Here is a 19802-nt window from a genome sequence, read left to right as displayed (position 1 = left end):
CAAAAAATAATTTGAACCGCTGCAGTGGCGATCAACGACAGAGGGTGGCAAGGCAAATTTATCGCCCCCCTACAAGGATCTCTACCATGAAAGCGCTCAACGCCCGCTTCACCCTCAGCAGCCTCAGCCTGGCCCTGTTGCTGGCCAGCACCGCCGCCCAGGCGGTCGACGACAACCCGGCGGCTACCGCCACCATCAAGGCCGCACCCAATGGCGGCCAGCCGCACACCCTGCAGGTCCAGCTGGACCAGAAGGGCGAGTGGTCGGTGGTGCCCAGCAGCACGGTGAAAATGCGCTTCCAGTACACCCACCAGTGGTCGCAGCAGCCGAGCAAGCCTTGGGCGCGGATTTACGTCGGCGAAGCGAAGATCCCCAAGAATGGCGAGATGCACTTCGAGAAATCGCAGATGTTCGATCTCGGTGCCGCCCAGGTGAAGGCGGCCAGTGGCTATCTCAACGCCAACCTGCCGTTCAAGTTGCTGGTGAGTGACGGCATCCCCGGTGCCGATATCGCCCTCTACTGCGGCTTCGAAAAAAACAACCGCCTGAAGCAGGGCAAGGGCCTCAATCAGGTGCTGCGTCAGGGCTTCAACGTCAAACTCGATGTACCGCTGAAAATGGCCGGCTTCTACCAGCTGGGCGGCGGGCCGAACACCTCGCGGCCGGCCAGCAGCCACCAGTACCACCTGTGGGACAAGAGCGCGCCGGTGACCATCCAGTGCCTGGGCAACCCGACCATCGCCGACAAGGTCGCGCCGCCGAAAGGCCCGCAAGGTCTGGCGGCCCAGTTCCAGGTCACCAGCGTCGAGCTGGTCGCCCAGCCTGCCAAGTTCAAGGGCGTGTGCCCGGCGGAAGTGAACCTCAAGGCCACCATCAAGGGTGTCGGTGGCGGCGAGATCAAGTACTGGCTGGAAGAAGTCGGCGGCAAGGGTGCCGCCCTGCAGATGACCAGCAACCTGCCGGGCAAGGTGGGCGAGGCGACCCAGCGTGTGCTCAACCAGAAGGTCACCATCAAGCCGGATGCGCAGCCGCCGCAGCAGGGTATCGGCGGCTTCAAGGCCAATACCCAGGGCCAGGGCACGCTGGTCAAGCGCAGCTACCGCCTGCATGTGCTGGCGCCGAACAAGCAGCAGTCGAGCAAGGTCGAGGTCGAGGTGCTGTGCACCAGTACCCTCAACGTGCAACCGGGTGGTAGTGGCAAGCTGCAGGTAGCGCCAGTCGAGCCGCCGAAGCCGGGCCTGCAGATCAAGGCGCCGCAACCGCAGCCCGAGCCGCCGAAGCCGAAACTGCAGCTCAAGGCCAATGAGCCGCAACCGCCGAAACCCGAGCTGAAACTGCAGGCACCGCAAGCGCAGCCTGAACCACCCAAGCCGGTACTGCAGATCAAGGCGCCGCAGCCGCAGCCGGAACCGCCGAAGCCCACGCTGCAGCTGCAAAGCAACCCGCAGTGAGCTGATCCCACGCTCTGCAACAGCCCGCCACCCGGCGGGCTTTTGCATGGATCCGGTGATTGGCGGCTGATCTATGCTGCTCAAATGGATTAGCCGAGGTCAGCATGCCTGTGGATTCGGATCGACTGCCGGGGTGGAGCTGGTGGCTGCCGTTGCCGCTGTTCCATCTGGGCACCTGGATGTCCCTGTCGACCCAGTTTGTCAGTGGCGCTGCGCTCTGGTACCTGCCGTTCGCACTCGGCCTGACGCTGCTGTTGTGGTGGGGGCCGCGCATCCTGCCGGCGCTCTACCTCAACGCCCTGCTGAGCATCCCCCTGTGGGGGCTGGATTGGCGCTGGGCGCCCCTCTATGCGCTACCGGAAACCCTGGCTGTCGGCATGGTCTGGCTGTTTCTGCGCGGTCGCCAGTTCGATGCGGCGCTGAGCACGGTGGCCAGCCTGGTGCGTTTTATCCTCCTGGGCGTGCTGGTGCCGGCGGCGGTGGCCGCGCTCGGCGTACAGAGCAACCTGCTGCTGACCGGCGTGCTGGCGAGCGAGCAATGGGCCCAGGCGAGCCTGACCCTGTGGCTGGCCGATAGCCTGATTGCCTTGGGGGTAACGCTGCCGCTGCTGACCGGGCTGACCCCGCGCTTGGTCCGGCGTGGCTGGGCGCGGCGGTCTCCGCTGGCAGCGGACAGCGCGGCCAGCACCGGGCTGCAGCCCCCGCCCTGGTGGGCCTTGCTTGCGCTGCTGGTGGGCTTGCCGGTGTTGCTCTGCCTGTTGCCGCTGCTGCTGATCCTGCCGCTGATTGGCGCCATGATGCTGGTGCTGGCCATGCTCTGGGGCTTCAGTGGCGCCGTCTGGGGCGCCGTCCTGACTGTGCTCAGCGTACTGGCCCTGCCGCTGGCCGGGGTGCTGGTCAGCGATCTCGACTGGGCCAGCCCGCAGCGCCTGGAAATGCACTTCAGCCTGTTGCTGCTGATGATCGCCACGCTGCTGGTCGGCCGTGCCCTCAGCGACCTGCGCCGGACCCTGCACAGCAGTGCGGCGATGCAGCAGGAGCTGGCCCTGGTCAACCAGGCGCTGCAGTCCTGCCCGCTGGGTGTGTCGATTTCCGACGCGCGCCAGCCCGGTAACCCCTTCATCTATTGCAACCCGGCGATGGAGAAACTGAGCGGCTACAACCGTGCGGAAATCCTCGGCAGTGGCAGTCGCCTGCTGCTGGCCGGCAACAGTGACCACGGTGCCTTGCAGCGTGCGCGCCAGGCCCTCAGTCGCGGCCTGCCGCACCATGAGGTGCTGCGCAATTACCGCAAGAATGGCGAGGAGTTCTGGAACGAGGTGACCATTGCGCCGCTGCTCGATGCGCGTGGCAAGGTCAGTCATTTCGTCGCGCTCACCCAGGATGTCAGCGAGCGCGAGCGCCTGGCCAAGGAGCTGGCCAGGGGCCGCGAGGAGCTGATGCGGCAGACCCATCTGTTGTCGCAGACCGAGGCGATCGCCGATATCGGTGGCTGGGTTCTGGAAATGGCCGACCAGCGCATGTACTGGACCGATGGCTGCTTCCGCATGAACGAGATGGACCCCTCGGCCGGTGCTCCGCCGCTGCCAGTGGCGCTCAGTCGCTACGAGCCGGAGAGCCGCAAGCTGATCCAGCAGACCCTCCGGCAGATCCTGCGTTCGGGGCAGCCGTTCGACATGGAGGTGCGTCTGACCGGGCTGCGCGGCACCTCGCGCTGGGTGCGCCTCAAGGGTTTTCCGGAAATGGACGGGCGCAAAGTTGTGCGCCTGTACGGCGCGATACAGGACATCAGCGCGCGCAAACTCGCCGAGCAGCAGTTACGCGAACGCGACGAGTGGCTGCGCCTGTTCTTCGAGGCGCCGCTGATCGGCATGGCCATGATCACCCCGCAGGGCCAGTGGCTGGAGGTCAACTTCAAGCTCTGCCAGATTCTCGACCGCAGCCGCGAGGAGTTGTGCAGCAGCAATTGGCAGCAGATCACTCACGCGCAGGATGTCGAGCGCGAAGAGGCCCTGTTCGACGGCATTCTTTGTGGTGAGCGTGATGACTACGAGCTGGAGAAACGCTTTCTGCGTAGCGACGGTTCGGTGATCTACAGCCGCCTGAGCCTGCGCGCGGTGCGTGCACAGGGCGGTCGCCTGGAGGCCTGTCTGGCGATCATCGAGGACATCACTGCGCGCCACGAGGCGGAAGCGCGCTACCGCACGCTGGTCGAGCATGCCCCGGAGGCCATCGTGCTGTTCAGCCCCAAGGGCGGCATCATCGAGGCCAACGAGAATGCCCAGCGTCTGTTCAATCTGAGCCACGCCGAGCTGCTGGGGCGCAATCCGGTCGAGATGAGCCCGCCGCGCCAGGCCGATGGCCAGGACTCCACGCCTCTCGGGCTGCGTTATCTGCAGGCGGCGATCGGCGGTGGTACGCCAGTGTTCGAGTGGCTGCATCGCGACAGTGCCGGCCGCGTGCTGCCCTGCGAAGTACGTCTGGTGTGCATGCCCGGCAAGCCGCTGCTGATTCGCGCCAGCATCACCGACATCTCCGAGCGCCAGCGCTACCAGCGCGAGATCGAGCGCCTGGCCTACAGTGACGAGCTGACCGGGCTGCCCAACCGCCGTCTGCTGCAGGACCGCCTGCAGCACGCGATGACCCGCGAGCAGCGCGAGGGCAGTTACGGCGCCTTGCTGTTCATCGACCTCGATCACTTCAAGACGGTCAACGACAGCCTCGGCCACCCCACCGGTGATGCCCTGCTCCGGGCCGTCACCGCGCGCCTGGGCGACTGCCTGCGCGCAGAGGACACCCTGGCCCGCCTGGGTGGCGACGAGTTCGTCGTGCTGCTGGAACACCTGGCGGACAGCCCCGCGCTGGCGGCCGAACATGCGGCCGAAGTGGGCGAGAAGCTGCTGCTCAACCTGCGCGGGAGCTATTGGATTAACGGTCACGAGCTGGCCGTCAGTGGCAGCATCGGCATCACCCTGCACCCGCTGCCGGGGCAGGATGCCGCCGATGCGCTGAAGCAATCGGACACCGCCATGTACCAGGCCAAGCAGGGCGGGCGTAATGCCCTGCATTTCTTCGCCCCGGAAATGCAGGCGGTGATCGACCAGCGGCTGCAGTTGCAGAGCGAGCTACGCCAGGCAATGGCGCGCGATCAGCTGCACCTAGTGTTCCAGCCGCAACTGGCGCTGGCCACTGGCCGGGTTGCTGGGGCCGAGGTGTTGCTGCGTTGGCAGCATCCGGAACGGGGCAATATCCCGCCCGACCAGTTCATTCCGCTGGCCGAGGAGACCGGGCTGATCCAGGAACTCGGTCACTGGGTGCTGGAGCATGCCTGCGCCAGCCTGGCGCGCTGGCAGGCCGACTGGCCGCAGCTGGTGCTGGCGGTCAACCTCAGCCCGCGCGAGCTGCGCCAGAACGGCTGTGCCGAGCGCATCAGCAGCTGCCTGCAGCGCCACGGTCTGCCGCCCAGTGCCCTGGAGCTGGAAATCACCGAAGGCGTGCTGTTGCAGGATGTCGAGCAGTGCATCGAGGCCATGCATGCCCTCAAACGCCTGGGAATCCGCTTTGCCATCGACGATTTCGGCACCGGCTATTCGTCGCTGACCTACCTCAAGCGCCTGCCGCTGGACCGGCTGAAGATCGATCGCAGTTTCATCAATGATCTGGAAGGCGAGGCCAGCGGCCAGATGCTGGTCGAGACGATTCTGCTGATCGCCCGCAACCTGGGCCTGGAGTGCGTGGCCGAGGGCGTCGAGAGCGTCGTCCAGCTGGAGTGGCTACGCCAGCACGGTTGCTCGCTGGGCCAGGGCTATCACTTCAGCCGCCCGCTCGGCGAGAAGGAGTTCCTCGCCTGGCTGCAGCAGCACGGTGATGAGCCGTAGCCTGGATGCAATCCGGGAGGGCCGCGGAGGGCTGAAGACTTGCCCCGGATTGCATCCGGGCTACGTGTTGGGCGCGTAGGGGCTCAGAGTCGGGTGCGGATCTTTTCTGCATCGCCATAGCAGAGTGTGGAACGGGTACGGAGCGCTTTTGCCCCCTCTCCCGTTCACGGGAGAGGGCTGGGGAGAGGGTGCTTCTGAGGTCCGCGAGCGGGGCTTAGCCTTTGCCCTTGGTACGGGTCAGGTGCGGGCCGCCGTTCTTCTCGATGTACTGGATGATCATGCTGGCCACGTCCTTGCCGGTGGTGGTCTCGATGCCTTCCAGGCCGGGCGAGGAATTCACCTCCATCACCAGCGGGCCGTGATTGGAACGCAGGATATCCACCCCCGCCACCGACAGGCCCATGACCTTGGCCGCACGGATGGCGGTCATGCGTTCTTCCGGAGTGATCTTGATCAGGCTGGCCGAGCCGCCGCGGTGCAGGTTGGAGCGGAATTCGCCGGGTTTGGCCTGGCGCTTCATTGCCGCGATGACCTTGTCGCCGACCACGAAGCAGCGGATGTCGGCGCCGCCGGCTTCCTTGATGTATTCCTGGACCATGATGTTCTGCTTGAGGCCCATGAAGGCCTCGATCACCGACTCGGCGGCCTTTTCGGTTTCGCACAGCACCACGCCGATGCCCTGGGTGCCTTCCAGCACTTTGATCACCAGCGGTGCGCCGCTGACCATCTGGATCAGGTCGGGAATGTCGTCCGGCGAGTGGGCGAAGCCGGTCACCGGCAGGCCGATGCCGCGCCGTGAGAGCAGTTGCAGCGAGCGCAGCTTGTCGCGCGAGCGGCTGATCGCCACCGATTCGTTGAGCGGGAACACACCCATCATCTCGAACTGGCGCAGCACGGCGCAGCCGTAGAAAGTCACCGAAGCGCCGATGCGCGGGATTACCGCATCGAAGTTTTCCAGCGGCCGGCCGCGGTAGTGGATCTGCGGCTTGTGGCTGGCGATGTTCATGTAGGCGCGCAGGGTGTCGATCACCACCACCTCATGGCCGCGCGCGGTGCCGGCTTCCACCAGGCGGCGAGTCGAATACAGGCGCGGGTTGCGCGACAGGATGGCAATCTTCATTGGGCACCGGAAGGCAGGGAAAGCTGGGGTTTGTCTTGCACGTAGGTCAGCGCCGGGTTGACCACCAGTTGGCCGTCGACCAGTGCCTTGGAACCGAGCAGCACGCGGTAGCGCATGGTCTTGCGGCAGGCCAGGGTGAACTCCACCGACCAGGCCCGGTCACCGAGGGCGAGCAGGGTGCGGATCACGTAGCGGGTCTGGATATGGCCATTGGAGCTCTTGATCGACTTCACCGTTACCAGGGGCGCCTCGCACGGGTGGCGGCGCTGCACCTGGGTGCCGAAGTGGGCGGTGAAACGCACCCAGGGTTCACCGTCACGGTCGAACGGCTGGATATCGCTGGCATGCAGGGTCGAGGTGCTGGCGCCGGTGTCGATCTTGCCGCGCAGACCGACCATGCCCAGTTCGGGCAGGTTGATCCATTCACGCAGGCCGATCACGGCGAGTTGGTCGAACGTCTTCAATGCAGGCTTTCCCCAGGAGGTGCAGGCATTCTAGACAGCTCAGATGACAACCGCACCCCTGGCTGCATGTGCCAGAGCAAGGATTTGCCAAGCGCCGCGGCTCTGCTATAAAGCAATTAACTAAAATGTTAAGTAAGCGGTGGGCGCATGGCGACAGATAAGGTTTTCGAAGCGCTGGCCTCTACCCCGCGGCGGCAGATTCTGGCCTACCTCTCGGCCCAGCAACTGACCGCCGGAGACATTGCCAGCCGCTTCGCGATGAGCGCTCCGGCGATCTCCCGGCATCTGTCGATTCTCGCGGCGGCTGGCCTGGTGGTCGGCGAGCGTAAAGGCCAGTACGTGCTGTACCGGCTCAACCCCGACAGCCTGTTGAATACCCTGCTCGGCTTTGCCTTCGAGGTCTGCCCGACGGGTAGCCAGTTGAAGCGCGAGGGTGCGGAGCTGGCCAAGAAGTAATGTTAAGAACCTGTTCACGATCTTTTGGACTAGAGCCAGACAAGGCGCAACGACCAACGGGAGTAACAGCCGCAGGCTGGCCCGAAGGGTGAGCGCTAGCGAATCAAACAGGCGAGGAAGCGGAGTTTACGAGCTGTAAATGAGCATGACTCGTTTCACTCGCCCTTCGGGTCGCGCTAAAGCGCGTTAGCGGCAAGCCGCTTTCCGAGCCTGTTTTTAACGCGGTATGGCCGACGGACAGGAGATCGTGGATAGGTTCTAAAGGCCCGCTCGGGCTTGGAGGCGCCATGGATGTGATACCCGAGAGTCTCAAGAACCATCGCGTGCAGCTGGGCGCCGATGTCGTCCACGGCGAGGTGCGCTGGGAGCCGATCCGCTCGCTGTGGTTCAGTGGCATGGCGCTGGCCGCGCTGGTGGGTGGGGCGCTGACCTTCACCTGGGCGGCGTTCGCCCTGTTTGCCGGGACCACTGCGCTGGTGCTGCTACTCGGGCACTCGCTGGGCATGCACCGCAAGCTGATTCACGACAGCTTCCAGTGCCCCAAGTGGCTGGAGTACTTCCTCGTCTATTGTGGCGTGCTGGTCGGCTTGTCAGGCCCGCTGGGTTTGCTGCGCACCCATGATTTGCGCGATTACGCGCAGCGGCAGAAAGCCTGTCATGACTTCTTCGGTCATCGCCGCGCGCCCCTGCTCGATGCCTGGTGGCAGTTGCACTGTGAGCTGCGCCTGGCCAATCCGCCGGATATCCGCGTCGAGCCACGGATCACCGCCGACCCGGTCTATCGCTTCCTGCAGCGCACCTGGATGGCCCAGCAGTTGCCCTGGGCGCTGCTGTTCTTCGCCCTGGGTGGCTGGGCCTGGGTATTCTGGGGCGTGTGTGCGCGGGTCACCGCGGGGGTATTTGGCCACTGGCTGATTGGCCACTTCGCCCACCGTCATGGCGCGCAACATCATGTGGTCGACGATGCCAGCGTGCAGGGTTACAACGTGCCCTTTGCCGCCTTGCTGACCATGGGCGAGTGCTGGCACAACAATCACCACGCCTTTCCCGGTTCGGCCCGCCTCGGCTTGTATGCCGGCGAGTGGGACCCGGGCTGGTGGGTGCTGCAGGGCTTGGCCCGACTGGGCCTGGTCTGGGATTTGAAGACGCCGTTGGACTTGCCCTATCGGGCCGAGTTGCGCCGGGTCGAGGACGCTGTGCCGCAGGCCTGCAACTGTCCGCTGCGTGCGGTATTGAAACGCTGGGTATGGAGCTGATTGGTTTTGAGCGACAAAGACGACGACAAGGTACGCCTGGATAAATGGCTGTGGGCCGCGCGCTTCTACAAGACCCGGGCCCTGGCCAAGGAAGCCATCGAGGGCGGCAAGGTGCATTGCCGCGGCGAGCGCTGCAAACCGGGCAAGGAGCCCAAAATCGGTGACCAGTACGTGATTCGCACCGGCTTCGAGGAACGCACGGTGCAGGTGCGCGCGCTGTCCGTTGTGCGCCGTGGTGCTCCCGAGGCGCAACTGCTATATGAGGAGACCGCTGACAGTGTCGATCGCCGCGAGGCTAGCGCCGAGCTGCGCAAGGCCGGCGCCCTGGGCCTGCAGACCGATGGTCGACCGAGCAAGAAGCAGCGCCGCCAGCTCCAGAATTTTCGCGGCGGCCAGGAGTGAGGGGGTTCGCTAGACAACCGGCCCTTGGTCGCGCCGGGCTTTGCGCCTAAAATCGCCGCCCCAGTATTCAGGCAGCATTCGCCCATGGCCGACTTTACCCAACGTTTCCTCTTCGACGACGCCGACGTGCGTGGCGAGCTGGTCAGCCTCGGCGCGAGCTACCAGCATGTGCTGGCCAAGCATCCCTACCCGCAACCGGTGGCCCAGCTGCTCGGCGAGATGCTCGCTGCCGCCGCGCTGCTGGTCGGCACCCTGAAGTTCGACGGCCTGCTGATCCTGCAGGTGCGCTCCTCCGGGCCGGTGCCGCTGCTGATGATCGAATGCTCCAGCGAGCGCGAAGTGCGTGGCATCGCCCGCTACCACGCCGAGCAGATCGGCGCCGATGCCGGCCTGCGTGAGCTGATGCCGGATGGCGTACTGGCGCTGACCGTCGACCCGAAGCAGGGCCAACGCTACCAGGGCATCGTCGACCTGGAAGGCGACACCCTGGCCGATTGCCTGACCGCCTACTTCGCCACGTCCGAGCAGCTGTCCACCCGCTTCTGGTTGCACGCCGACGGCCAGCGCGCCCGTGGCCTGCTGCTGCAGCAGCTGCCGGTGGATCGCCTGCCCGATGCCGACGAGCGTGAAGCCAGCTGGCAGCACCTGCTGACCCTGGCCAATACCCTGACCGCCGAAGAGTTGCTCGGCCTCGACAACGAGACCGTGCTGCACCGCCTTTACCACGAAGAGGCGGTGCGCCTGTTCGAGCCCAGCCCGCTGCAGTTCCGCTGCAGCTGCTCGCGCGAGCGTTCGGCGCGGGCGCTGATCAGCCTGGGCCAGGGCGATGCCGAACTGCTGCTGGCCGAGCATGGCGGGCAGGTGGAAATCGATTGCCAGTTCTGCAACCAGCGCTATGCCTTCGATGCGGCCGATGTAGCGCAGCTGTTTACCAGTGGTGACAGCCAGGAGCCCTCGGCCACCCGGCACTGACACGATAGCGTGCGTCTATCGGTCGCTTAAGTAGACAAGAGGCTGCCAAGGTACGAGCTTTTCTGGCATACTCCCGCGACTTTTTTATCGCTGTAGTGCGGCTGCCTGCGCACTACACAACGTTTGGAAGACTCGGCCAGCCGCCGACGGGGACACTCATGACGCAAGCCAATACCGCCGTTTACACCGATATCAGCGCTGCCCAACTGGTCGAAGAGGCCATTCGCCGTGGCGAAGGCGAGCTGGCCGCCAACGGCTCGCTGGTCGTACGCACCGGCCATCGCACCGGTCGTTCCCCGGCTGACCGTTTCATCGTGCAGGAGCCGAGCACCGAAGCGAAAATCGCCTGGGGCTCGATCAACCGTCCGTTCCCGGCCGACAAGTTTGATGCCCTGTGGGACCGCGTCGAGGCGTTCAACAACGCCCAGGACCACTTCGTCTCCTACGTCCACGTCGGCTCGGCCGATGCCCACTACCTGCCGGTCAAGATGACCACCCAGACTGCCTGGCAGAACCTGTTCGGCCGTTGCCTGTTCATCAACCCGGAAACCTACAACCCGGGCGCCAAGGCCGAGTGGCAGATCCTCAACGTCGCCAACTTCGAGTGCGTGCCCGAGCGTGACGGCACCAACTCCGATGGCTGCGTGATCATCAACTTCGCCGCCAAGAAAGTCCTGCTCGCCGGCATGCGCTACGCCGGTGAAATGAAGAAAGCCATGTTCTCCGTGCAGAACTTCCTGCTGCCGGACGCCGACGTGCTGCCGATGCACTGCGCCGCCAACATCGGCGAAGAGGGCGACGTGACCCTGTTCTTCGGCCTGTCCGGCACCGGCAAGACCACCCTGTCGGCCGACGAAAGCCGTTACCTGATCGGTGACGACGAGCACGGCTGGGGCGTGGGCGTGGTGTTCAACATCGAAGGCGGTTGCTATGCCAAGTGTATCGACCTGTCCGAGAAGAACGAGCCGGTGATCTGGAAAGCCATCCAGTTCGGCGCCGTGCTGGAAAACGTCGTGCTCGACGAAAACCGCCTGCCGGATTACACCGACGACAGCCTGACCCAGAACAGCCGTGCGGCCTACCCGCTGGAGCTGGTCGAGAAGCGCAGCGAGAAGAACCTCGGCGGCGAGCCGAACGCGGTGATCTTCCTGACCTGCGACCTGACGGGCGTACTGCCGCCGGTGTCGATCCTCAGCGAAGAGCAGGCGGCCTACCACTTCCTGTCCGGCTACACCGCGCTGGTCGGTTCCACCGAAATGGGCAGCGGCGGCGGCATCAAGTCGACCTTCTCCACCTGCTTCGGCGCGCCGTTCTTCCCGCGTCCGGCTGGCGAGTACGCTGAACTGCTGATCAAGCGCATCCGTGGCTTCGGCTCCAAGGTCTACCTGGTCAATACTGGTTGGACAGGGGGCGGGTACGGAGTGGGTAAACGCTTCAACATCCCGACTACCAGAGGCGTGATCGCAGCGATCCAGAGCGGTGCGCTGATCGGTACCGAGACCGAGCAGCTGCCGATCATCAACCTGAGCGTGCCGAAGGCCGTTCCGGGCGTCGAGACCAACCTGCTCAACCCGCGCAACACTTGGGCTGACCAGAATGCCTACGACGAGGCGGCCAAAGGTCTGGCGCAACTGTTCATCGAGAACTTCAAGAAGTTCGACGTGTCCGACGCTATCCGCAGCGCCGGCCCTCAGCTGTAAGCTGTAGCGCCATAGAAAAAGCCGCCCTCGGGCGGCTTTTTTGTGCGCTGTCGTCTAGCGATCAGGCACGGGTTGCAGCGTAGGGCTCCGGCCTGGCCGGATCGTTCTCAGGCCGCTCAGGGCGGCTGGGTAGGTCGTCGATGTTCTGGGCCCGGTCGTTACGCTGCTGCGCTTCATTCAGATTCTGAGCGGTCTCCAAGGGACTCGGCTGGCTGTCGACTTCACTTTCGCTGGCCACTGCCAGATACGTTTCGATTTGCCGTTGCTGAGTATTGGCGCTGTAAATCTGTGCTGCCGCGTCGCGCTTGGCGGTCTGGCTCAGTTCGCGGCTTTGCTGGCGCTCATCGACTCGGTCGGAAGTAGCGTCCACAACCTTGTTCACCTGTTCGGGACTGGTCGGGCCGTACTTGTTGATGACCTGGGTCGAAGGCGGCAGATTTCCGCTGTAGCTATTGATCTGCATAAGGAGCCTATCTCCCTCTGATTGCCTAGTTTCACTTTAATACTAGGTGAGGGAGAGCATTAGATTGATTGGCAATAGCCGGTTTGTTAATTACGGATCAGTCATTGGCTGGCGTTGGTCAGTGAAGCGGATGGACTCGGCCAGAGCGCCTGGGCTGAGCAGGCTGGCGAGGATCAGCAACAGGGGAGCGATACGCTTCATGGTGCCTCCGTGGATGCGGGGGACTGCTTATTGTTGTTTTAGTCGACCACTTCCGCGCCCTCTATGGTCAGTTCGGGCAGGGCGTCAGGCATCGGACAGATCTGCAGGTACTTGATGCTCTCGCGCGGGATCATCAGCAGGTCGCCGTCCACCTCAATGCTCAGGTAAGGCGACTCAAGCTGTTTACGCAAGTTGCGGGCGATCAATGTCAGGTCTTCGCTCTGCTTGGGGATGCGCAGGGCCAGGCGTTGGCCATCCTGGAAATACACGTACAGATGCTTGAGTTCTTTCATCGGCTCTCCTTGGGGGGGGGCAGTGCTGCCCGCGCGAGGAGCGCCGGCAGCTCAGCTGCGGTCGGCCAGTACGCCGATCAGGAAGAAGACTAGTAGCAGTACCGGTGAGAGGGTGAAATTGTTGAAGTAGCCGAGCGCTTGGGCCAGCCAGGGGGTCAGGAAGACGATGGCCAGGCCATAGCCCACTGCGCAGACCAGAACGAAGATCAGGGTGCGCAGGAAAAAGTTGAAGCTGCTGATCGAGCGCTGCACCCAGGCATTGATGCCGGGGCCGAACAGCACGAACAGGGTGGCCATGATGGCCAGGGAGATGTCGTACAGATTGCCGCGGCACCAGCGCGAGAGGGTGACAATCAGGTCGAGCAGCAGATCCATCGGAAGTCCTATGGCCGGGATGTGGGGGCTGCCATTGCACCCTAGTCGGGGCGCGAATGCAAAGCGTGGCTGTGGTGCCGCGCAGGTCTTCCGAAGGTCGTAGTGGAAAAAATGGTGGGCATCACATGCGCTAGCTCCGCCAGGAGTTGGCGCCCAACTTTGCTCCAGTCGATCAGAGGCCTCGAGCGGCCCTGCCCGGTGTAATTCGCTGGCTGGCCGCCGGGTGGGATCAATCGTCCCGGCGGATCTCCCGTGACTCCTGCCGCGTATCCTGCTTGGTGCCGCGCTTGTCTTGCCGGCAATCCATGCGGCTGTCGTCCCCGTCCAGGCACTCCTGCTTGAGATCCCGCGCTTCCTCGCGGCCGCCCTGGCGGTTGTCACGCGCATCGTAGCGGTCGCCGCGACGGTCCTGGCGGCGCTCGGAGCCATAGGTGTCCGCCTGAGCCAGCGGTGAAATGAAGGGCGGAGCGGCAATGGTCAGCAGCAGAGCCAATCCTGTGAGATGCAAGCCGGAGGAACGCTTCATGTGATCTCCTGATTGATCGGGGCATGGGGCGGAGGAAGTATAGATGAGGCCGGTTCCGGCGCAGGTCGAAGCTGCTGGCGGTGCCCAGCGGCAGTGTTAGCGCGGACGGCGTGGCGTTGCCCTCTGACGTTGGCATGCGGTTTGTCGCCGGTGGGGCGGGCTCAGGGCAGGAAGTGCTGCAACAGGTCGTTGAGGAACAGCTGGCCTTCGCGGCTGGCGGTCAGGCGCTGTGGATCGGCGAGCAGCAGCTTGCGTGCCTCGGCTTCGCGCCGCGCGCCATCCAGCTGCGCCAGCGGCAGGCCGGTACGCTCGCTGAACAGCGCGGCAGGCACGCCTTCGCTGAGGCGCAGCACGTTCATCAGGAACTCGAAGGGCAGCTCGTCCGCTGTCAGCAGCCGATCGCCAGCCTGGAAGGGCTTGCTCGCATCGAGGTAGTCCTTGGGCAGGCGGGTCTTCCAGGTACGCATGATCTGTCCGCTCGGGCTGCTCAGCTTGGCGTGGGCGCCGGCGCCGATGCCGAGGAAGTCACCGAAGGTCCAGTAGTTGAGGTTGTGCCGCGCCGCCTTGCCGGTTTGCGCGTAGGCCGACACTTCGTACTGGGCGTAACCCTGCTCGGCGAGCAGGGCCTGGCCGGCTTCCTGGATGTCCCACAGCAGGTCGTCCTCTGGCAGCACAGGCGGCTGGCTCCAGAACACCGTATTGGGCTCCATGGTCAGCTGGTACCAGGACAGGTGTGTTGGCCCTTGGGCGATGGCAGTGCGCAGGTCGAACAGGGCGTCCTCGATGCTCTGCTCGGGCAGGCCGTGCATCAGGTCGAGGTTGAAGTTGTCGAAGCCGGCGGCGCGGGCCATGTCGGCCGCGCGGATCGCCTCGTTACCGTCGTGGATACGGCCGAGGGCCTTGAGCTTGGCTTCCTGGAAGCTCTGCACGCCGATCGACAGGCGGTTGATGCCCAGGCCGCGGTAGTCGCGGAACTTGGCCTGCTCGAAGGTGCCGGGGTTGGCTTCCAGGGTGATCTCGATGTTGCGGGCGAAGCGCACGCGCCGCTCGACGCCATCCAGCAGGCGGCCCAGGGCGTTGGCGCTGAACAGGCTGGGGGTGCCGCCGCCGAAGAAGATCGAGGTCAGTTCGCGGCCGTGGACATGACCGAGGTCGGCATCGAGGTCGGCCAGCAGGGCGTCGACATACTCCTGCTCCGGCAGCGTCGGGCCGGCGGCGTGGGAGTTGAAGTCGCAGTACGGGCATTTGCGCACGCACCACGGAATATGGATATAGAGGGCAAGAGGCGGCAGCTGGAAGCTCCCGCCGCTGGGCATGTTCATGCCAGCCCCAGACGTTGCTTGAGCAGGGCCATGGCGCGGGCGCGGTGGCTGAGCTGGTTCTTCTCGGCGGCCGGCAATTCGGCGCTGGAGCAATTGCGCTCGGCGACCCAGAACAGCGGGTCGTAGCCGAAGCCCTGCTCGCCGCGTGGCGCATGCAGGATGCTGCCGTGCCAGAGGCCTTCGCAGAGGATCGGCAGCGGATCGTCGGCATGTCGGACCAGCGCCAGGGCGCAGACGAACTGGGCGCCGCGCTGGGCGTCCGGGACGTCTTTCAGTACCTCTAGCAGCTTGGCGTTGTTGGCTGCATCGCCCTGGCCATCGGCATAGCGCGCCGAATAGATGCCGGGGGCGCCGCCGAGGAAGTCCACCGCCAGGCCGGAGTCGTCGGCCAGCGCTGGCAGGCCGGACAGGCGTGCGGCGTTGCGCGCCTTGAGGATGGCGTTTTCGACGAAGGACAGGCCGGTCTCTTCCGGTTCAATGCTGGAGAATTCGCTAACCGAGCGCACGCGCACGGCGTCGCCGAGCATGGCCTGGAGTTCCTTGAGTTTGCCGGCGTTATGGCTGGCCAGTACGAGTTCGCTAAAGGGCATCATTCGTCCGGAAACACTTCCTGGTTGAAGGTAAAGCTGTGCGGCGCGCTGTCGCCGACCTGCACGCTGAGGCTGAAAGTGAGGATTTCCCGCTCGCGCAGCGGGAATTCGGCCAGGTAGTAGACCGCGCCGCTTTCCAGCACCTGCTTGAAGCTCAGGGTGCTGGTCTGGCCCAGCAGGTTCTTGATCTGACCGCTGACCTGGGCTGGCACGCCCTTGCCGCCCTTGAGCGCGGCGACATTGACTACGCCGCCGGTCTTGCTGCGGGTCAGGCCGGCTGCGGCGGCAATATCAGGCTGCAGGAAGCTGGAATTGAACACGCTGTAGTGCACGTCCAGCTCGCCGAAGGTCTGTTTGCGTTCGGCAAAGGCGGGCAGGGCGACGAGCAGGCAGAGCAGCAGGGAAGCGAGGCGAGGCATAGTGGTTCTCCAGGCGTCAGGCGGTTAGACGGCTACACGGTGATCGGCCAGGCCGGGACCGCTGACGCGATAAATGCCGATCTCACCCATCAGATTAGGCCATAGCTTGCTGCCCAGGCTGTGGCGATGTTCATGGTCTACGGCCAGGCGCTCTTCGACGCGGGCGCCCAGCTGCAGGCACAGGCGCTCGAAGTCGGCGAAGGTGCAGAAGTGGATGTTCGGCGTGTTGTACCAGGTGTACGGCAGGAATTCCGACACCGGCATGCGGCCCTTGGTGGTCAGGTACCAGCGGCAGTGCCAGTGGCCGAAGTTGGGGAAGGTGATGATGCAGGTTCTGCCGACCCGCAACATCTCCGCCAACACCTTGTCCGGGTAGCGCAGGGCCTGCAGCGACTGGGTCATGACCACCACGTCGAAGCTGTTGCTGGCAAAGTTGCCCAGGCCCTCGTCGAGGTCCTGTTCGATCACGTTGACCCCGCGCTCGATGCAGGTGGCGATCTTGTCGCCGTCGATTTCCAGGCCATAGCCGCTGACCTGTTTGTTGGCGTGCAGCCAGGCCAGCAGTTCGCCGTCGCCGCAGCCGAGGTCGAGCACGCGGCTGCCGGCGGGAATCCACTCCTGAATGATTTCCAGATCAGCGCGCATGCTTATACCTCGATCCGCTTCATGTAACCGCCGAAGGCCTGCAGGTAGCGCGGGATCGGAATGAGGAAGGCGTCGTGGCCCTGTGGTGCGTCGATCTCCAGGTAGCTGACGTTCTTCTTGGCGGCCAGCAGGGCGTCGACGATCTCCCGCGAACGCGCCGGCGAGAAGCGCCAGTCGGTGGTGAAGGACATCACGCAGAAGTCGGCCTTGACCCCGGCCAGGGTCGTGGCCAGGTCGTCGCCGTGAGCGGCAGCAGGATCGAAGTAGTCCAGCGCCTTGGTCATCAGCAGGTAGGTGTTGGCGTCGAAACGCCCGGAGAACTCTTCGCCCTGGTAGCGCAGGTAGCTCTCGACCTGGAACTCGACACTGTGGAAGTCGTAGTTGAGCTTCTCGCTCTTCAGCCCGCGGCCGAATTTCTCGCCCATGGCGTCGTCCGACAGGTAGGTGATGTGGCCGACCATGCGCGCCAGCATCAGGCCGCGCTTGGGGATCACGCCCTGTTCCTGGAAGTGCCCGCCGTGGAATTCCGGATCGGTAAGGATTGCCTGGCGCGCCACTTCGTTGAAGGCGATGTTCTGCGCCGACAGTTTGGGCGCCGAGGCGATGCACAGGCAGTGACGGATGCGCTCGGGGTAGCTGATGGCCCACTGCAGGGCCTGCATGCCGCCGAGGCTGCCGCCGACCACCGCAGCCCATTGCCGGATGCCGAGCAGGTCGGCCAGGCGCGCCTGGCTGTGCACCCAGTCTTCCACGGTGAGCACCGGGAAATCGGCACCGAATACCTTGCCGGTAGCCGGGTTGAGGCTGGCCGGCCCGGTGGAGCCGTTGCAGCCGCCAAGGTTGTTCAGGCTGACGACGAAGAACTTGTCGGTATCGATCGGTTTGCCGGGGCCGATGCAGCTGTCCCACCAGCCCGGCTTGCGCTCGTCCAGGCTGTGGTAACCGGCGGCGTGGTGATGGCCGGACAGCGCGTGGCAGATCAGCACGGCATTGCTCGCCGTGGCGTTCAGCGTGCCGTAGGTCTCGTAGACCAGCTGATAGTCAGCCAGGCTGCGCCCGCAGACCAGCGCGAGCGGGTCGGCGAAATGGGCAGTCTGCGGTGTGACCAGACCGACGGAATCTTTGGGGAAGGCTGTCGGCATCGACCCTGCTCTCGATCAAGGAAGTGCAGCAGTCTAAAGACCGTGGCCCCCGGCAGCAAGCGCCGGGGGCAGGGGCTAAGGTCTTGAATTACTTGGCTTGGCCGATGATCAAGAGATCCTAAACGGCTTCTTAGGCGTGCTCGCCAGTGCCTTGCTGGCGGATCATCCCAGGCAGGGTGACGACCTTGCCCTGGCGCTGGATCGGTGCTGGTCGGCGCAGGGCGCGAAGCATCTCGTTGGCCTGAGCCAGCTGGGTTTCCAGTTCGCCGATGTAGCGCGCCAGTTGCTGGCCGCGCTGGCGGGCTTGCTGGGTGTCCTGGGCCAGGGCCTTGAGGCGCAGCATGTGGGTTTCCAGCAGCTGCTTGTGCTCCAGGGTGTGCTGCATCAGCGGCATCAGCGCATCGTTGGCCCATTGCTCGGCCTCGTTGCGCAGGCGCTGGTGCAGGCCGATGACTTCCTGCACCAGGGTGGCGAAGAAGCGTCGGGTCAGGACTTTCTGCTCGCTGAGCAGGGTTTTCAGGTGCAGGCGGAACTGGTCTGCCTTGCCTTGCAATTGTTTCAGCTCGCGCAGATAGCGCTGGCTGTTGAACTGTGGCGCGTCGACCCCGTGCAGTGGGTTTTCCTCGTTGTGCCGGCGGTAGATGGCGGCGACCATCTTGTTGGCCATTCCGGCCTCCTGGGCCAGGTTGCCCAGGTCGGTTTCCACCGCCTGGAAGAACTGCAGGATCGACTGGTTGATGCCGAAGGTGGTCCAGCTGCCGCTGAGGCCCTGGCGCACGGTGGCCAGGTGCTCGTCGAGCTTGTCCGGGCGCACGGCGCTGCGCAGCAGATCGCCCTGGCGCCGGAGCAGGCGCTGGTTGGTCTTCAGGCCGAGCAGGCGTTTGTGGTGCTGGCTGTGGTCTTCCTTGGTCTTGGCGGTCAGCTCGAAGAGCATCTGGCCATTGTCCTGCTGGTGCGTGGAGAGCAGCTCCTGCTGTTCACGGACCTTCTCCAGGCGCAGGTTGAGTACGTGCTGGCTGTTGTTGAGCAGGGCCAGCACCTGGTTGACCACGCGCTCTTCGAGCAGGCGCTCCTTCTGCGCGACGATGCGTTCGCAGAGCAGGTTTTCCAGGTCGCCGAGCTGGCTGCGTTCGAGCAGTGCCTCGTCTTTGCGCACCTTGGCCAGCATTGCCTGCTTGGCCGATAGCGGCAGTACGTTGTCGGCGGAAATGCCCAGCTGGCGCGCAGTGGCCAGCTGGATCTGGCCGATGGCCTGTTGTACGAATTCCTCGCCGGCGAGGTCGTCCCACAGCACGTCGATCTTGTTCAGCACGGCGAACAGGCTGGCCTGGGTTTCTTCGTCGAGCTGGCGAATATGCTGCTGCCAGATGGCCATGTCGCTGGCGGTGACGCCGGTGTCGGCAGCCAGCAGGAAGATGATCGCCTGGGCGCTGGGCAGCATCGACAGGGTCAGTTCCGGTTCGCTGCCGAGGGCATTCAGGCCGGGCGTATCGAGAATGCGCAGGCCCTGGCGCAGCAGCGGGTGGTCGAAGTTGACCATGGCATGGCGCCACGCCGGCACCAGCACCAGACCGGGTTTGCCGGCGCTTTCCAGCATGTCCGGGTGGAAGCCGAGCTGGATCGCCTGTTCCACTGGCATGGGTTTGGTCTTGGCCACCTGGGCGAAGGCCTGCACCATGTTGTCCGGGTCGCTGATGTCCAGCGGGATGTTCACCCAGTTGCCGGGAATGCGCTTGAACTGCGCCACGCTGGCCGCGGCGGTACGCGTTTCGATCGGCAGCAGGCGGATGTAGGAGCGTTCGGAGCGCGGGTCGAAGAACAGCTCGGTGGGGCACATGGTGGTGCGTCCGGCCTGCGATGGCAGCATGCGCTGGCCGTACTCGGAGAAGAACAGGCTGTTGATCAGCTCGGTCTTGCCGCGGGAGAACTCGCCGACGAAGGCCAGCGTGATGTGATCGGTGCGCAACAGGCGCAGGGCGCGCTCCAGACGCGTATCGACCGCTTCCGAGCCGAGGCGGTTGTGCACCAGCCAGCTACGGTAGCGGGTGATTTCGCGCATCAACTCGCGCTTCCAGGTGACGTAGGCGTCGACCTGTTGACTGAGACGTTCCATGCTCATCCGGTAAC

At 64.6% G+C, this 19802-nt stretch carries 19 protein-coding genes; 7 read left to right on the top strand and 12 right to left on the bottom strand.

Annotated features, from left to right (window positions below):
• Nucleotides 1-86 precede the first annotated feature (86 nt).
• The gene (locus HNE05_RS19340; protein ID WP_173210405.1) at nucleotides 87-1451 is read left to right on the top strand and encodes a hypothetical protein; all 1365 of its coding nucleotides are present in this window, start codon (nucleotides 87-89) and stop codon (nucleotides 1449-1451) included.
• 104 nt (nucleotides 1452-1555) lie between these two features.
• Complete coding sequence (locus HNE05_RS19335; RefSeq protein WP_173210403.1) at nucleotides 1556-5329, top strand: bifunctional diguanylate cyclase/phosphodiesterase; 3774 nt, start codon at nucleotides 1556-1558, stop codon at nucleotides 5327-5329.
• Between the two features lie 214 nt (nucleotides 5330-5543).
• Here HNE05_RS19335 and rimK read toward each other — a convergent pair whose 3' ends face one another.
• Both rimK and rimB read right to left on the bottom strand, forming a co-directional pair.
• The gene (rimK, locus tag HNE05_RS19330) at nucleotides 5544-6449 is read right to left on the bottom strand and encodes a 30S ribosomal protein S6--L-glutamate ligase (RefSeq protein ID WP_173210401.1); all 906 of its coding nucleotides are present in this window, start codon (nucleotides 6447-6449) and stop codon (nucleotides 5544-5546) included.
• A complete protein-coding gene (gene rimB, locus HNE05_RS19325; protein WP_173210399.1) occupies nucleotides 6446-6913 on the bottom strand; it encodes a retropepsin-like aspartic endopeptidase RimB in 468 nt (155 codons plus the stop codon). Before rimB ends, rimK begins: the two co-directional genes overlap by 4 nt.
• A 147-nt stretch (nucleotides 6914-7060) precedes the next feature.
• On the opposite strand from rimB, the gene HNE05_RS19320 reads away from it, so the two are divergent.
• From HNE05_RS19320 to HNE05_RS19300, 5 genes are all read left to right on the top strand, one after another.
• A complete protein-coding gene (locus tag HNE05_RS19320; protein WP_173210397.1) occupies nucleotides 7061-7369 on the top strand; it encodes a metalloregulator ArsR/SmtB family transcription factor in 309 nt (102 codons plus the stop codon).
• A gap of 287 nt (nucleotides 7370-7656) precedes the next feature.
• Entirely contained in the window at nucleotides 7657-8625 is a 969-nt protein-coding gene (locus HNE05_RS19315; protein ID WP_173210395.1) for an acyl-CoA desaturase, read from the top strand.
• 6 nt (nucleotides 8626-8631) lie between these two features.
• Nucleotides 8632-9027, top strand: coding sequence for an RNA-binding S4 domain-containing protein (locus HNE05_RS19310; protein ID WP_173210393.1), 396 nt, complete (start codon nucleotides 8632-8634; stop codon nucleotides 9025-9027).
• A gap of 84 nt (nucleotides 9028-9111) precedes the next feature.
• Complete coding sequence (gene hslO, locus HNE05_RS19305) at nucleotides 9112-9999, top strand: Hsp33 family molecular chaperone HslO (protein ID WP_173210391.1); 888 nt, start codon at nucleotides 9112-9114, stop codon at nucleotides 9997-9999.
• A gap of 158 nt (nucleotides 10000-10157) precedes the next feature.
• Nucleotides 10158-11699 carry a phosphoenolpyruvate carboxykinase gene (locus HNE05_RS19300; protein WP_173210389.1) on the top strand — a complete coding sequence of 514 codons (1542 nt, stop codon included), beginning with the start codon at nucleotides 10158-10160 and terminating at the stop codon, nucleotides 11697-11699.
• Between the two features lie 61 nt (nucleotides 11700-11760).
• Here the strand turns inward: HNE05_RS19300 and HNE05_RS19295 are convergent, their stop codons facing one another.
• The 10 genes from HNE05_RS19295 to HNE05_RS19250 all read right to left on the bottom strand — a co-directional run bounded on the left by HNE05_RS19295 (nucleotide 11761) and on the right by HNE05_RS19250 (nucleotide 19794).
• Entirely contained in the window at nucleotides 11761-12162 is a 402-nt protein-coding gene (locus tag HNE05_RS19295; RefSeq protein WP_173210387.1) for a hypothetical protein, read from the bottom strand.
• A gap of 239 nt (nucleotides 12163-12401) precedes the next feature.
• Nucleotides 12402-12656, bottom strand: a complete 255-nt coding sequence (locus HNE05_RS19290; RefSeq protein ID WP_173210385.1) for a hypothetical protein — start codon at nucleotides 12654-12656, stop codon at nucleotides 12402-12404.
• 51 nt (nucleotides 12657-12707) lie between these two features.
• Entirely contained in the window at nucleotides 12708-13031 is a 324-nt protein-coding gene (locus HNE05_RS19285; protein ID WP_173210382.1) for a DUF3392 domain-containing protein, read from the bottom strand.
• A 229-nt stretch (nucleotides 13032-13260) separates the two neighbouring features.
• Nucleotides 13261-13557 (bottom strand): hypothetical protein, encoded by a 297-nt coding sequence (locus HNE05_RS19280; RefSeq protein WP_173210380.1) that lies wholly within the window; start codon nucleotides 13555-13557, stop codon nucleotides 13261-13263.
• Between the two features lie 161 nt (nucleotides 13558-13718).
• Nucleotides 13719-14879, bottom strand: a complete 1161-nt coding sequence (gene hemW, locus HNE05_RS19275) for a radical SAM family heme chaperone HemW (RefSeq protein ID WP_173210378.1) — start codon at nucleotides 14877-14879, stop codon at nucleotides 13719-13721.
• Nucleotides 14876-15472 carry an RdgB/HAM1 family non-canonical purine NTP pyrophosphatase gene (gene rdgB / locus HNE05_RS19270; RefSeq protein ID WP_173210376.1) on the bottom strand — a complete coding sequence of 199 codons (597 nt, stop codon included), beginning with the start codon at nucleotides 15470-15472 and terminating at the stop codon, nucleotides 14876-14878. Before rdgB ends, hemW begins: the two co-directional genes overlap by 4 nt.
• A complete protein-coding gene (locus HNE05_RS19265; RefSeq protein ID WP_173210374.1) occupies nucleotides 15469-15888 on the bottom strand; it encodes a DUF4426 domain-containing protein in 420 nt (139 codons plus the stop codon). The genes rdgB and HNE05_RS19265 overlap by 4 nt, the downstream gene beginning before the upstream one ends.
• Before the next feature lie 24 nt (nucleotides 15889-15912).
• A complete protein-coding gene (gene metW, locus HNE05_RS19260; RefSeq protein WP_173210372.1) occupies nucleotides 15913-16533 on the bottom strand; it encodes a methionine biosynthesis protein MetW in 621 nt (206 codons plus the stop codon).
• A 2-nt stretch (nucleotides 16534-16535) separates the two neighbouring features.
• Entirely contained in the window at nucleotides 16536-17675 is a 1140-nt protein-coding gene (gene metX / locus HNE05_RS19255) for a homoserine O-succinyltransferase MetX (protein WP_173210370.1), read from the bottom strand.
• 130 nt (nucleotides 17676-17805) lie between these two features.
• Nucleotides 17806-19794: a dynamin-like GTPase family protein gene (locus HNE05_RS19250; RefSeq protein ID WP_173210368.1), complete on the bottom strand. Its 1989-nt coding sequence runs from the start codon at nucleotides 19792-19794 to the stop codon at nucleotides 17806-17808.
• Between the last annotated feature and the right edge of the window lie 8 nt (nucleotides 19795-19802).

Origin of the sequence: Pseudomonas campi (assembly GCF_013200955.2) — a bacterium.
Lineage (GTDB): Bacteria > Pseudomonadota > Gammaproteobacteria > Pseudomonadales > Pseudomonadaceae > Aquipseudomonas > Aquipseudomonas campi.
Note: the sequence above shows the minus strand (reverse complement) of the source record. Positions and strands in the feature narration are given on the sequence as shown.

Coding starts and splice junctions, on each gene's coding strand:
- HNE05_RS19335 (WP_173210403.1), top strand. CDS start 1,556: ATGCCTGTGGATTCGGATCGACTGCCGGGGTGGAGCTGGTGGCTGCCG.
- hemW (WP_173210378.1), bottom strand. CDS start 14,879: ATGAACATGCCCAGCGGCGGGAGCTTCCAGCTGCCGCCTCTTGCCCTC.
- HNE05_RS19300 (WP_173210389.1), top strand. CDS start 10,158: ATGACGCAAGCCAATACCGCCGTTTACACCGATATCAGCGCTGCCCAA.
- HNE05_RS19290 (WP_173210385.1), bottom strand. CDS start 12,656: ATGAAAGAACTCAAGCATCTGTACGTGTATTTCCAGGATGGCCAACGC.
- HNE05_RS19315 (WP_173210395.1), top strand. CDS start 7,657: ATGGATGTGATACCCGAGAGTCTCAAGAACCATCGCGTGCAGCTGGGC.
- metW (WP_173210372.1), bottom strand. CDS start 16,533: ATGCGCGCTGATCTGGAAATCATTCAGGAGTGGATTCCCGCCGGCAGC.
- metX (WP_173210370.1), bottom strand. CDS start 17,675: ATGCCGACAGCCTTCCCCAAAGATTCCGTCGGTCTGGTCACACCGCAG.
- HNE05_RS19265 (WP_173210374.1), bottom strand. CDS start 15,888: ATGCCTCGCCTCGCTTCCCTGCTGCTCTGCCTGCTCGTCGCCCTGCCC.
- HNE05_RS19340 (WP_173210405.1), top strand. CDS start 87: ATGAAAGCGCTCAACGCCCGCTTCACCCTCAGCAGCCTCAGCCTGGCC.
- HNE05_RS19250 (WP_173210368.1), bottom strand. CDS start 19,794: ATGAGCATGGAACGTCTCAGTCAACAGGTCGACGCCTACGTCACCTGG.
- HNE05_RS19320 (WP_173210397.1), top strand. CDS start 7,061: ATGGCGACAGATAAGGTTTTCGAAGCGCTGGCCTCTACCCCGCGGCGG.
- HNE05_RS19295 (WP_173210387.1), bottom strand. CDS start 12,162: ATGCAGATCAATAGCTACAGCGGAAATCTGCCGCCTTCGACCCAGGTC.
- rimK (WP_173210401.1), bottom strand. CDS start 6,449: ATGAAGATTGCCATCCTGTCGCGCAACCCGCGCCTGTATTCGACTCGC.
- rdgB (WP_173210376.1), bottom strand. CDS start 15,472: ATGATGCCCTTTAGCGAACTCGTACTGGCCAGCCATAACGCCGGCAAA.
- hslO (WP_173210391.1), top strand. CDS start 9,112: ATGGCCGACTTTACCCAACGTTTCCTCTTCGACGACGCCGACGTGCGT.
- HNE05_RS19285 (WP_173210382.1), bottom strand. CDS start 13,031: ATGGATCTGCTGCTCGACCTGATTGTCACCCTCTCGCGCTGGTGCCGC.
- HNE05_RS19280 (WP_173210380.1), bottom strand. CDS start 13,557: ATGAAGCGTTCCTCCGGCTTGCATCTCACAGGATTGGCTCTGCTGCTG.